The organism is Mixta hanseatica (genome assembly GCF_023517775.1).
Classification (GTDB): Bacteria; Pseudomonadota; Gammaproteobacteria; order Enterobacterales; family Enterobacteriaceae; genus Mixta; species Mixta hanseatica.
The window spans coordinates 1,789,245-1,801,982 of the sequence record NZ_CP082904.1 but is presented as its reverse complement, the minus strand read 5'-3'; the positions used below and the strand labels follow the sequence as shown (position 1 = coordinate 1,801,982).

General features: G+C 53.8%; 14 protein-coding genes. 6 read left to right on the top strand and 8 right to left on the bottom strand.

All coding sequences use genetic code 11. The features are described from left to right. Positions 1 to 19 precede the first annotated feature (19 nt). Complete coding sequence (locus K6958_RS08705; protein WP_249894266.1) at positions 20 to 568, bottom strand: glycine zipper 2TM domain-containing protein; 549 nt, start codon at positions 566 to 568, stop codon at positions 20 to 22. A gap of 376 nt (positions 569 to 944) precedes the next feature. On the opposite strand from K6958_RS08705, the gene K6958_RS08700 reads away from it, so the two are divergent. Continuing rightward, positions 945 to 1,544, top strand: a complete 600-nt coding sequence (locus tag K6958_RS08700) for a TetR/AcrR family transcriptional regulator (RefSeq protein ID WP_249894265.1) — start codon at positions 945 to 947, stop codon at positions 1,542 to 1,544. Between the two features lie 78 nt (positions 1,545 to 1,622). Beyond that, complete coding sequence (locus K6958_RS08695; protein ID WP_434085200.1) at positions 1,623 to 2,564, top strand: alpha/beta fold hydrolase; 942 nt, start codon at positions 1,623 to 1,625, stop codon at positions 2,562 to 2,564. 60 nt (positions 2,565 to 2,624) lie between these two features. On the opposite strand, the gene K6958_RS08690 is transcribed toward K6958_RS08695, so the two are convergent. The 7 genes from K6958_RS08690 to hinT form a co-directional block, all read right to left on the bottom strand. After that, positions 2,625 to 3,929, bottom strand: a complete 1,305-nt coding sequence (locus K6958_RS08690) for an NAD(P)/FAD-dependent oxidoreductase (protein ID WP_249894264.1) — start codon at positions 3,927 to 3,929, stop codon at positions 2,625 to 2,627. A 221-nt stretch (positions 3,930 to 4,150) separates the two neighbouring features. After that, positions 4,151 to 4,693, bottom strand: coding sequence for an alpha/beta hydrolase YcfP (gene ycfP / locus K6958_RS08685; RefSeq protein WP_249894263.1), 543 nt, complete (start codon positions 4,691 to 4,693; stop codon positions 4,151 to 4,153). A 36-nt stretch (positions 4,694 to 4,729) separates the two neighbouring features. Further along, positions 4,730 to 5,746 carry a beta-N-acetylhexosaminidase gene (gene nagZ / locus K6958_RS08680; RefSeq protein WP_249894640.1) on the bottom strand — a complete coding sequence of 339 codons (1,017 nt, stop codon included), beginning with the start codon at positions 5,744 to 5,746 and terminating at the stop codon, positions 4,730 to 4,732. Between the two features lie 78 nt (positions 5,747 to 5,824). Next, the gene (gene thiK / locus K6958_RS08675) at positions 5,825 to 6,655 is read right to left on the bottom strand and encodes a thiamine kinase (protein WP_249894262.1); all 831 of its coding nucleotides are present in this window, start codon (positions 6,653 to 6,655) and stop codon (positions 5,825 to 5,827) included. Beyond that, positions 6,636 to 7,211 (bottom strand): penicillin-binding protein activator LpoB, encoded by a 576-nt coding sequence (lpoB, locus tag K6958_RS08670; protein ID WP_249894639.1) that lies wholly within the window; start codon positions 7,209 to 7,211, stop codon positions 6,636 to 6,638. Before lpoB ends, thiK begins: the two co-directional genes overlap by 20 nt. Positions 7,212 to 7,252: 41 nt before the next feature. Then, entirely contained in the window at positions 7,253 to 7,621 is a 369-nt protein-coding gene (locus K6958_RS08665; protein WP_249894261.1) for a YcfL family putative periplasmic lipoprotein, read from the bottom strand. A 20-nt stretch (positions 7,622 to 7,641) separates the two neighbouring features. Beyond that, positions 7,642 to 7,992 carry a purine nucleoside phosphoramidase gene (hinT, locus tag K6958_RS08660; protein WP_249894260.1) on the bottom strand — a complete coding sequence of 117 codons (351 nt, stop codon included), beginning with the start codon at positions 7,990 to 7,992 and terminating at the stop codon, positions 7,642 to 7,644. 362 nt (positions 7,993 to 8,354) lie between these two features. Here hinT and K6958_RS08655 point away from each other — a divergent pair, with 362 nt between their 5' ends. From K6958_RS08655 to K6958_RS08640, 4 genes are all read left to right on the top strand, one after another. Next, the gene (locus K6958_RS08655; protein ID WP_249894259.1) at positions 8,355 to 9,947 is read left to right on the top strand and encodes an MFS transporter; all 1,593 of its coding nucleotides are present in this window, start codon (positions 8,355 to 8,357) and stop codon (positions 9,945 to 9,947) included. Positions 9,948 to 9,957: 10 nt separating this feature from the next. Beyond that, the gene (gene bglB / locus K6958_RS08650) at positions 9,958 to 11,097 is read left to right on the top strand and encodes a beta-galactosidase BglB (RefSeq protein ID WP_249894638.1); all 1,140 of its coding nucleotides are present in this window, start codon (positions 9,958 to 9,960) and stop codon (positions 11,095 to 11,097) included. A gap of 276 nt (positions 11,098 to 11,373) precedes the next feature. Continuing rightward, positions 11,374 to 12,216 (top strand): DUF3289 family protein, encoded by an 843-nt coding sequence (locus K6958_RS08645; protein ID WP_249894258.1) that lies wholly within the window; start codon positions 11,374 to 11,376, stop codon positions 12,214 to 12,216. Then, positions 12,213 to 12,674: a DUF943 family protein gene (locus K6958_RS08640; protein WP_249894257.1), complete on the top strand. Its 462-nt coding sequence runs from the start codon at positions 12,213 to 12,215 to the stop codon at positions 12,672 to 12,674. Before K6958_RS08645 ends, K6958_RS08640 begins: the two co-directional genes overlap by 4 nt. Positions 12,675 to 12,738: the final 64 nt, after the last annotated feature.

The window sequence follows — 12,738 nt, the reverse complement described above, 5'->3', positions numbered from 1 at the left end:
TCGCTTTCGCCCCGTTTGCTTATGCCTGATCGCTGTTGCTGTTAAGAATCAATTGCCCGTTACGATCGAGCGGAATGCGGGTGCCGGGATCGTTCTCCATACGAATTTTTCCCTGCTGGTCGCCAATTTTATAGGTGACATCGTAGCCCAGCATTTTATCCTGCTTATCGTAGACCGTTTTGCAGCGCTGTTCGGTGGTGGTATAGGTGTCGCGATCCTGCAGGCCGCCCTGTACCTGGTTGCCGGCATAGCCGCCTGCCAGAGCGCCCGCTACCGTCGCCACATCCTTACCGCGCCCGCCGCCAAACTGATGACCCAATACCCCGCCGGCCACCGCGCCTAATACCGATCCGGCAATGCGGTTCTCATCCTGAACCGCCCGACGATGAGTAAGCGTGACGTTCCGACACTCCTGACGTGGGTTTTTAATCGTTTCCTTGATGGGCGTTGCGGAAATAACCTGTGCGTATTGGGGACCCGGATTAAACACGTTCATGCTGGCAACGGCAGCCACGCCCAGAGCGGCAACCACACCAATACCCATACCCGCTATCATTGATTTATTCACAGGAAAACCTCCTGACTATGTTACCGCGCAATCCTGCTGCTGCCGGTTCCGTGGCAGTAAGCCATACTCGGCGTGCGCGACTCGCCGTGGTAATTGATAAAAATTGTGCAGACCAGGGCAAAAAGCAGCAATCAGATAATAGGAGGAAAAACCGCAAAGCGGGATAAACAGAGGTTTTTCAGAGCGTTCTTAGCAAACGACTGGTGACGAACCGGGCCGCTTTGGCAAGGTTTGCTACGTTTTTTTTTTGCTTAACATCGCAGCGATCACAAAAATGAAACTGCCAATCTTTTGCCTGCTGCGCACTTGCCGACGCAGAGAATTTCTGGCATTTTGGAATTGATTGTTTCCTTATTTGATATTGCTGAGCTGCTTAATGGTGAATAAAGCCAAAGAACGCGGACGTCCGCGAGAATTTGATACTGAACAGGCGCTGGATCAGGCGATGCTGGTGTTTCGGCAAAAAGGCTTTCATGCCGCCTCAATAGCGGATCTGGCCGCCGCCATGAACTTAACCGCTGGCAGTATTTATAAGGCGTTTAACGACAAGCGCACTCTGTTTCTTCAGGTATTTGAACGTTATACCTCGCAGCGTAATGCCCTGCTGAGACAGCGCCTGCAACCTTGCGCTACGGGCCGCGAGAAAATAGCTGAACTGCTCCGGTTCTATCTCGATTCCGCGCGCGAGGTGGAAGGCAGGCGGGGTTGTCTGGTTGTCGGCAGCGCAACAGAGCTTCAGGTGCTGGATGATGAGCTGTCAGCGCTGGTGCGTCAGGCATTTATGCGTAATAAAGCGTTTCTGTCCGCCCTGGTGCGACAGGGTCAGGCGGATGGTTCGCTATCGCCAGAGGTTAACGTGGATAGCGCAACAGAGCTGATGCTCTGTATTACCTTTGGTATGCGCGTGCTGGGCAAAATTGAAAACCTGACGGACCGGGAAGAGACGATCAGGCTGGCAATGAAGCTGCTGGCTTAAAATTTTACCTATTTAGGAAATGTTCATTTCCTAATAAAACTTACCTTATCGCCGAGTGATAAAATTTAAGGAGTCACAATGGACCACCGCGCACCACAAACTGTTGCCCCTGCCCCGCTTCGTTATGCCAGCGCTGAGCCCGTCAGCTGGCACGATCGCACTTTTAGCGATTTCGCGCATCGCTACGCGACGGTGGCAGGGATCAGGATGCACTACGTTACCGGCGGGAATCCGCAGGGTGAAACGATCGTTTTTTTAGCCGGATTCCCCCAGAGCTGGTATGCCTGGCGTAAGGTTATGCAGCTTATGAAGGCGGATTATCACCTTATTGCGCTGGATCTGCCGGGCCAGGGAGACTCCGATCGCCCGGGAACCGGTTATGACACCCGCTCGCTGGCGGAGAAAGTTCATGGCCTACTGGCGCAGCTTAACGTTACGCGCTATTTCCTCGCCGCGCATGATGTCGGCGCCTGGGTCGCCTGGCCCTATGCGGCGCTGTATGCCGATGAAGTAAAGCGTCTGGCGTTACTGGATGCCGGTATTCCGGGCGTTACGCTGCCGGAAGCGCTGCCCGCCACGCCCGATAACGCCTGGAAAACCTGGCATTTTGCTTTTCATATGATCCCCGATCTGCCTGAAGCATTAATTGTCGGGCGCGAGCGTCTCTATATCGAATGGTTCCTGAAAAGAAAGACCGCCTGTCCGGACGTTTTTTCTGATGAAGAGATTGATGAATATCTGCGCGTAATGCTTGCCAATGGAGGGTTGCGCGCGGGCCTCGCCGGCTATCGAGCGGTTGCGCTTTCGGCTGCGCAAAATGCCGCGTTGCACAAGCAAGGGAAGCTCAAGATGCCGGTGCTGGCCGTTAGCGCCGAGTTCGGCTCGATTGCGGATATGGCTGCGCCATTGCGTCAATTTGCCGACGACGTTTCTGGCGTACTGGTGCCGCACTGCGGCCATTTCTTACCCGAAGAGCAGCCTCAGGCCATCGCCCAGGAGCTGAGCGCATTTTTCATTTGATAAGACGTTGCGGAGAAGTGAGAGCCCGCGTCGAGGCACGGGCTCTGTTAACGTAGGACCTTAATGCAGTTTCAAACGCGGGCGGATTACCCGGTTGATGCTGCCCACCAGCATCATCAGGCCGGTTTTAAAGTAACCGTGCAGCGCAATCTGATGCATACGATACAGCGAGATATAGACGAAACGCGCAATGCGCCCTTCCACCATCATCGAACCGCGCATCAGGTTACCCATCAGGCTACCAACGGTACTGAATCGCGAAAGCGAAACCAGCGAACCGTGATCTTTATAAACATACGGTTTCAGCGTCTGCTGACGCATTTGCGCCAGAATGTTTTCCAGCGCCTTTGAGGCCATCTGGTGCGCCGACTGCGCACGTGGCGGCACAAATCCGCCGGAAGGTAACGCACAAGAGGCACAGTCGCCGATGGCGTAAATATCGTCATCATGCGTGGTTTGCAGCGTCTCTTTCACTACCAGCTGATTGATACGGTTGGTTTCCAGACCGCCGATATCTTTCATAAAATCTGGCGCTTTGATACCCGCTGCCCAAACCATCAGATCCGCTTCGATAAAGTCGCCGTTTTTGGTATGCAGACCATTTTTATCTGCGCTGGTGACCATGGTTTGCGTCAGTACCTGCACGCCCAGCTTGGTCAGTTCCTGATGGGCCGCGGCGGAAATACGTGCCGGCAGCGCGGGCAGAATGCGTTCGCCCGCCTCGACCAGCGTGACGTTCAGCACCTGATTATCCAGCCCTTTGTAGCCATAGCTGTGCAGCTGTTTTACCGCATTATGTAGCTCGGCAGAAAGCTCAACGCCGGTTGCTCCGCCGCCGACAATCGCGATATTGATTTTGCCCTGGGCATCGGTATTGGCCGAATACTTCAGGAACAGATTAAGCATTTCATTATGGAAACGCTGCGCCTGATGCGGGTTATCCAGGAAGATGCAGTGATCTTTTACGCCTGGCGTACCGAAATCATTTGAAGTACTGCCCAGCGCCATGACCAGCGTGTCGTAAGGCACTTCGCGCGCCGGAACCAACACTTCCCCCTGCGCATCGCGGATTTCTGCCAGCTGCAGCCGCTTATTTTCCCGATCGATGTCGGTTAACGATCCCAGCTGGAACTGGAAATGGTGATTGCGCGCATGAGCAAGGTAACTGAGCGCATCGATACCTTCATCCAGCGATCCAGTGGCCACTTCATGCAGCAGCGGTTTCCATAAATGACTGTGGTTGCGATCGACCAGCGTGATCTCCGCCTTCTGGCGTCGGCCCAGCTTGTGCCCAAGCTGCGTTGCCAGTTCCAGCCCACCGGCTCCCCCTCCAACGATAACAATTTTTCTTAATGGTGTAGTCAAGATGACCCCCTCAAAATGTAAACCAAAAGTTAATCAAAGGTTAATAAAAACCTTAGTTAACATAGGGTTGCGAAGTTAAATCGCGAGCTGAAATCAGAATAACATGGCGGGGTAAGTTGGTCATACCAAATTTGACGTAGATCAATTTCACGGCAATAAGTCAGATTTTTACCTGGAAAAAAAGCGGGCGATCGCCAGGCGATCATCCCGCAGAATGGCCCTTAACCCAGGGTTTTAAACGCTTTAATACGCTGTAAATGGGGGGAAAGGCTGGGAAACTTATGCGGCTGCGTTTCGTCCCAGACAATTTCATACCAGGGAGCCAGTGTCTCTGCGGTGCGCTGACTGTCGAGAATGCCGTCGTGGCGTGAAAGCAGCGTCAGGCAACGGTCGCGGTTTTTCTCGCGGAAGTTACTGACGCATTTGGTGGCGATATCCAGATACTCTTCCGGTCGGTCGATCTTGCCCGCCATGTTTTCCTGCGGCCACAGGTTAGGGTTAACCATTACCTGACGGATATCGCACAGGAAGCCGATGCGCTCGGCCCAGAAGGCGCCGAGGCCGACACCACAAATCAACGGCCGCTCATCGACATTCAGCATCAGCATTTTGTCAGTTTCTTTTAGCAGATGCTGCATATCATGTTTCGGATGGCGCGTGCTGTAGCTCAGCAGCCGCACGTCAGGATCGATAAACTGCAGCTGCAAAACTTTTTCATGGTTACCCGGACTAGTGGAGTCGAAACCGTGTAGATAAATAATCATGGCTATCCTCACCGTTGCTTAAGGCCGGGCTTCCTGTTAGTTGCCCGACGCTTTGTGGGCCAGCCAGCGCGCCTGTAATGCGCTCAGCTGCTGGCTGGCGCGTTGCCAACGTGCAGAATCGAGCAGCTGCTGGCGATTAAATGTTCCCCGATGATACAGACGGCTAACCTGCTCTGCTTTGATCGGCGGCAGGTTATCCAGCACGCTAACCGCGCCTTGACGATCGTTACACACCAGGATCATATCGCAGCCCGCCTCCAGCGAGGCACGAGCACGCTCGGCATAGCTGCCCATCACCGCCGCCCCTTCCATCGATAAATCATCAGAGAAGATAATGCCGTTAAAGCCCAGTTCAGCGCGCAATACCTGCTTCAGCCAGTAGGACGAGCCGCTGGCCGGGCGCGGATCCACCTGAGTATAGATAACGTGCGCTGGCATAATCGCATCCAGCGCGTTTTCGCTAATCAGTTGCTGGAAGATCGCCATGTCGTGCTGGCGAATAGTGGCGCCATCGCGCTCATCGCGCGGCGTCTCTTTATGAGAATCGGCGCTGACCGCACCGTGCCCGGGAAAATGTTTACCGGTGGTTTTCATTCCGGCTTCATGCATACCGGCAATAAAGCGACGCGCGACGCGCAGCGCGATGGCGGGATCCTGATGGAAAGCGCGATCGCCAATCGCGGCGCTGATATGACCAATATCCAGTACTGGCGCGAAGCTGATATCAATATCCATCGCCATCATCTCTGCCGCCATCAGCCAGCCCGCTTCCTGCGCCAGCATATCGGCCTGTTCGGGACTGTTCAGCGCGGCAAAAGATTGCATCGCCGGCAGGCTGGTAAAGCCGTCGCGGAAGCGTTGTACCCGCCCGCCTTCCTGATCCACGGCTACCACCAGCCGCGCATGAGAAGCGGCGCGGATCTGGCGTACCAGTTCATTCAGCTGCGCGGGATCGTGATAGTTGCGCGCGAATAAAATCAGCCCGCCTACCAGCGGGTGCGCCAGAATTTCGCGCTCTTCGGCGTCCAGCTCATAGCTTGCCACGTCCAACATTACCGGACCGGGTATCGACATGATGATTTCTCCTGTAAAAACTGGCGCACATCATAGCCGGAATAGGCAGATCGCGCGCTAAATTTGTCGCCAGGCGGCGATAGCCAGCTGATGCAGCGCCGGATCGCCGCTTTGCTCCCAGCGCAGCTGATACCAGCTGGCCATCAGCAGATGCAGCCAGGGCTGCCAGCGCCTGACCTGCTGCGCCAGCACGCTGACCTCCAGCCGGTTGGCGCGGGCATAATCAGCCAGTAACGCCGTATGCTGCGCAGCATTCAGCGCGTTGCCGCCGATGATAGCCGCCAGCTCCAGCGCAATATCGCCGTCGGCGGCATATTCCCAGTCAATCAGCCGCAATCCGTCGGGATGCGCCAGCAGATTGCCGGGATGAATATCCATATGCAGCAGCCCCAGCCGCAGCGGCGCCGGTTCGCCCTGACGCGTCAGCTGACGTAGCCGCCGCAGCCAGCGCGGATTACGCTGGCGACACTGTTGCCAGTAATGTTGCAATAATGGCAACAGCCGCAGCCGATAACCGCTAAGGGGCTGGTGATGCAGCCGGGTTAACAATGCCAGCAGCTCAGGCTGTCGCGCTAAAAACGCCGCCGGCGACAGCGTTTCGCCCGGTAGCCATTCCAGCAGCAGCCAGCGCTGATTGATCGCCAGCGCATGCGGCGCCAGCCCGCTGGCGGTTAAACGCCTTAGCAGATGCCACTCGCGCCGACGGGAGATAAAGGGGATCGGCTGCTGCGGGATACGCCGCGCCAGCCAGCGCTGCTGACCGCTTACTACTTTCCCGGAAAGGCCGGTAAGACCATTTAGCGGATAAAAAGAACCGGCAGACGAGGCTGCCGGTTGGTGTTGGTCAATCAACGCCCGCAGGGCGGGATCAATGCTGAACGCTGCCATTTCCTGACCAGATAATCTCTCCGGTTTGCACCAGCATCAGCTGCATCTGCAGTTCAGGCGCTTTCACATCGCCCTGCGCATTGCTGTAAAGCACATACTGCGCGCCAACGTAGCGTGCCAGGCCGATCGCCTTGCTGCGCGAGTTCAGGCTGTCTTCAGGCGACAGCCCCAGCGTTTGCCGGGCCTGCGTCAGCTGTTGCGGCGTCACCAGCGTAAAGGTATTGTTGCTGGCCAGCGCATTTTGCAGCGCAGCCGTCGCCTTTGCGGTTTGCAAGCTGCCGTTAGTACTGTTTTTTATGCGATCCACCAGCAGTACGCTGCCGGGCGTCACGCCCTGCGCCTGTAGCATTTGCGCCACCAGCGGCTGAACGCTGGCATCCCAGTTGATGCTCTTCAGCTTCGGCGGTTGCGGCACCGTTTCGCCCGGCTGCGGAGTGGTAATCGGCGGCGGCTGTACCACAACCGGCGGCGTCGATGGCTGCACAGGCTCCACCGGTGCCGGTGGTTGTTGCTGTTGATTATTAATACATCCCGCCAGAACGAATGCCAGCAGCATGACGCCGGAGAGTTTTAAACGCCTGAACACGGTATTTCCCCTTACAAATAAAGATAGAGACGAACCTTACTGGCCATCAGATTGCCCATCTGCGAACTAATTTCAACCCGATCGTTTGCGGGAACCACCAGCGTGCGCGGTGCTTCAAAAGGCTGAATTTCCAGACCTTTATCATCATACCAGTAGAAACGATAGTGGACGGTCACCGGCTTATTCTGCTGATTTTCCAGCGTGCTTACCGCCCGCTGCTGTCCAGCCTGTTCAGAAAGAGCGGGCTTGCTGGGTAAAATCCCCGCAGAGAGGACGGACGATTCCATAATCAGCGACTGCGAAGTGTTAATCACCGGTTTATCGCTGCTACAGGCAGTCAGGATCAGAACCAGAGACAGGCTGGTTAATAAGGCACGCATGGTGAAGGTCCGCACGTTGATTAAACGCTTAACATCGGCCCGAGCGGGCAACCACCGACCAGGTGCATATGGATATGATAAACTTCCTGGCCGCCATGGCGATTACAGTTAACAATCAGCCGGTAGCCATCCTCCGCAATGCCTTCTTGTTTAGCAATCTTCGCCGCCACGGTGAACATACGTCCCATCGCCTGCTCATGGGCCTCGCTGACATCATTCGCGGTCGGCACCAGAATATTCGGCACAATCAACACGTGGGTCGGCGCTTTGGGCGAAATATCACGAAACGCCGTGACCAGTTCATCCTGATAAACAATATCAGCCGGAATTTCACGACGAATAATTTTACTGAAAATAGTTTCTTCAGCCATGGTGCATATCCTTAGCAGAGATGTAAGCATGGAGTATGAGCGAGAATTTCGTTTTCTTTCAACCTTCCTGCGGTTTTTCTTTCGTTTCCCCGACTGCAGTGCCACTTTTTTGTACAGCTGTGACCTCCGGACCGATTTTTTGTGCAGCTTTTCGCATTCCTGCACGCTGCTCTGGCTAAAAATAAAACGCCGTTTTATAAATTAGAGCCGGGGCAGGTTTTCCTTTGTTTTTTTGCCACTCTCCTCTTTTTCTTAGCAAAAACGCGAAGGTTTGCCCTCTCCCGCCATTCTACCTTTTGGGTAATCCGTCTGAGCTGTCGGAGTCAGTGCGTTTTTTATTAGTCATGACGAGGAGATTGACAATGCCAGCGCGTAGAATTGGTTTACGGCACTACCTGGCTTATGGATCGGGCGACTTTCTGGGCGCCGGCACCACAGCCCTCACGGCAGCCTGGCTGCTCTATTTCTATACCACCTTTTGCGGCCTTACGCCGATCGAAGCGACCTTTATCTTTGCTATGGCGCGCGTTCTGGACGCGGTGGTCAGCCCGCTGATGGGCTTTCTTACCGATAACTTTGGCTCGACCCGACTCGGTAAACGCTTCGGTCGCCGCAAGTTCTTTATTCTGCTCGGCATTCCCTGCGTGTTCAGCTATAGCCTGATGTGGGTTGGCGATATGAGCTATCTCTATTATCTGCTGACCTATCTGCTATTTGATATCATCTACACCATGATTCTGGTGCCTTATGAAACGCTGGTGCCGGAGATGACCGACGATTTCAAAAAGAAAACCAAGTTTTCCGGCGCGCGCATCGCGCTGGCGCAGCTTTCCGCCATTCTGGCCGCCTTCCTGCCGGGCGTGCTGATTAATCACTTTGGTAAAGACAACGCCGTCTCCTTCTTTTACGCCAGCCTGGTTTTCTCGGTGATATGCGCCATCGTTCTGACGCTGGTGTGGTTTTTTACCTGGGAACGCGCTCCGGAAGACTTTTCAGAAGAGTCACGCCGTGCTGAAGCGGAAAAACAACAGCTGACGCTGGCGCAAAGCCTGAAGCGTCTCTATGTGGAATTAGCCTCTACCCTGCGCGTGCGTATTTTCCGCCAGCATCTGGGCATGTATCTCGGCGGCTATATTGCGCAGGATGTCTTCAACGCCGTGTTCACCTGGTATGTGGTGTTTGTACTGATGCAAAGCGCGCAGATCGCCTCTAACCTGATGGGCACGATGGCCATCCTGCAGTTCATTGCGGTGATGGGCATGATCCCACTCTGTATTCGCCTTGGGCCTGCGCCTTCCTATCGTCTGGTGGTGACGCTGTTCGGTCTGAGCGCCCTTTCCTATGCCGGGCTCTGGTACACCGGCATGAACGACAATATGGCGCTGCTGGTGCTGATCTCTGCCCTGGCCGGTTTGGGCCGAGGCGGTATCAACTACGTGCCGTGGAATATCTATACCTATATTGCGGATGTTGATGAAGTGATCACCGGTCAACGTCGCGAAGGGATTTTTGCCGGCATCATGACGCTGACGCGTAAGGCTTCGCAGGCGGGTGCGGTGATGCTGGTGGGGATTGTGCTGCAGCTTTCCGGCTTCGTTTCCGGGCAGGCCATCCAGAGCGAAAACGTGCAGCACACTATCCTGTTGATTCTGAGCGTAGGCACGCTGTGTGTGCTGGCGGTCGGCTTCTTTATCTCCCTGCGTTTCCGTTTGAATCTGCAAACGCATTCGGTGCTGCGTGAAGAGACGCAAAAAATGCGCCTGGCCGGTCGTCCGGTGCCGGAAAATCTTACCCCGGCAGCGCGCGCGACGGTGGAAACGCTGGCTGGATTACCTTACGAAAATCTGTGGGGTAACAACAATATCGGCTTCCTTAACCGCCATAAATCTCCTGCGCCGCCGCTGCGGCCTGCTCAGGCTGTGGGAGCGGTACAGCCACAAACGTTAAAACGATAGGATCTGAATGATGACGGTATTTCCTGTAAAACATAGCGCCCTGTTGCGTCAGCCCGAATTTCTGGTGCCGCGTCCCGAGCTGGTGACGCTGATTGAAAAGCTAACCGACAATCTGGTGGCGATTACCGACGAGAGCGGTGAATTCCTGCTGCGTCTGGATGATGGCCGAGTGATTGATACCAAAGGCTGGGCCGGCTGGGAATGGACGCACGGCATCGGGCTGTACGGCATGTATCATTACTATCAGCAAACGGGCGATGCCAAAACGCTGGCGATTATTGATGACTGGTTCCGCCAGCGACTGGCGGAAGGCACGCCAACCAAAAATGTAAATACCGTTTGCCCGCTGTTAACACTCGCTTATCGCTACGAAGAGACGCGTAATCCTGCGTTGTTGCCGGTGCTGGAGCGTTGGGCTGAGTGGGTAATGTATGAAATGCCGCGTACCGAACAGGGCGGCCTACAGCATATTGTTTATAACAATGAGAACCACCAGCAGCTCTGGGACGACACGCTGATGATGAGCGTGCTGCCGCTGGCGAAAATCGGCAAACTGCTTAACCGTCCGGAGTACGTTGAGGAAGCAAGCTATCAGTTCTTATTGCACGTGCAATATCTGATGGATCGGGAGAGCGGCCTGTGGTTTCACGGCTGGAATTTCGATGGCCGCCACAATTTCGCTAAAGCGCGCTGGGCACGCGGCAACAGCTGGCTGACCATCGTGATCCCGGAGTTTATCGAACTGATGGCGTGGCCGGAACAGCACGCCACGCGCCGTTTCCTGCAGCAGGTACTGGAAAGCCAAGTGGCGGCGCTGCGCCAGTGGCAGCATGAAAGCGGCCTGTGGCACACGCTGCTGGACGATCGTGACAGCTATCTGGAAGCCTCCGCTACCGCCGGTTTCGCCTATGGCATATTAAAAGCGGTGCGCAAGCGTTATCTGTCGCGTGATTATCTGCCGATGGCGGAACAGGCGGTGAAAGGCGTGATACAGCATATCAACAATGATGGCGAGCTAACGCAGGTCTCTTTCGGCACCGCGATGGGCAGCGATCTTGACTATTACCGGCAGATACCGCTGACCTCTATGCCTTATGGCCAGGCGATGGCCCTGCTCTGCCTGACGGAATATCTGCGCGTCTATCTTTAACACTTCTCTATGGTTATTAGCGGCCCTGATGGGGTCGCTATTCGCTACTTTCCCCTCTCGCCTGACGCTGCCGCATTATCAGACGGAGCACCAGGTCAGCTTTCGCCTGTAACCTCATGCGTTACGCTGGTCGATAACCATGTTCATTATTTACACAGCGCTCACCGGGGAATATTATCCCTCTTAACCGAAAGCGTTCGATATTTAGGCATTGTCGCAGCGGCCAGGCATTGATGAAATGCACTCATGGAAGAAAATTGACACAAGGAGCGATTAATGACGGCTTTACGCTTTCCCTGCAGGATATTTGAAACACAAAAAAGGATGGATGATTACGGCGCAGACGATATGCGCTACGGCGATCTTACTGAGACACAGCTAAAAAATGAGTATCACCTGCTGGATGTTTCCACTCGCATCGATCCTTATACGCTGACAGAGATCACCCCGTTCCGACAACCGCATTCGCGATTCTATGGCTCACGTGGCGCAGGGGCAAAACACTCAACTGCCGAATGCGCCACTATCCTTTTTGACGAGATGCGCCACCTGTCGCAGGCTTTTGCCATCTATGGCCCCTACAAAGATCTTATTGAAGAGATGATTACCCATATGCAGCACGGCGAAGGCGCGCCATTTAGCAGCCACTATCTGAACAGCGCGCTAAGGATGCATATTATTAATGATGAATCTTCGGAAAACAGTACACGTTTGCGATTGCAGGAAGTATTGAGCGAATATATAACACAGAATAATGGCTATTACCCCGCAGAAAAAGCAGAACAATTAAAAAATGCCATTCTAATGAGTAAACTACCAAAATTTGACCGGTTTCAGGACAGTATTAACGGTATGGGCATAACCGTACATGATACCTGGGCCACACATATCACTATTGAATCTATTCATGTTAATGGTGGCTATTACCGGGCTGCGGTGAATTATAAAATACAGGATCATTTTGGTCTGGATGCTCACGACATATTAAACGCGAAGTTTAACCTGTTTCGCTTTTTCCGCATCTGGTTTGTGCTGCAGCGATACCATCTTTTTGGTTTCAAACCATTTATAACCCATATGAACGCTACAATAGAAATCAACGGAGAGGTAAAAAAATGATAAAAAACAAAAAAATCACCTTGTCTATATTAACCATTACAGCGGTAACGGTAAGTTATTCAATCTGGCTTAACCTGCGCCCGGTAAATATTATTGCGGTTCATCATGACGGAAGTTTTAACTCTGTGCTGGTAGACAATTTCCCTGTCACCGCGCGGGGAAAGATAAACTGGTGGCTGAAAAACAGAGATATGCTTAAACGGCGTTACGACATTCCAAAAATCTCCTCCTACGGCAGCTATAGCATCGTTTTCTGGTACTTCGGCGACGGCTATATGGAAGAAGGGAAGTATGACAGGCTCTGCTTCAGAGAGATGAAAACAGAAAAAAACTGTATAGAAAAGGATAAAGCATTCACGGTTAGCGATGGCGGCAATAGCGGCCTCTATTTCCTGGCAAACGAAGGTTATTACCAGTTAACCGATAGCGGAAAGATAGTAAAGCGGCCTTCCCATTAAATGAAATTTATTACTCTGTTTTTTCCAGTAAAGCGCAAAAGTTCGCCATGGCAGAAAGTATCAG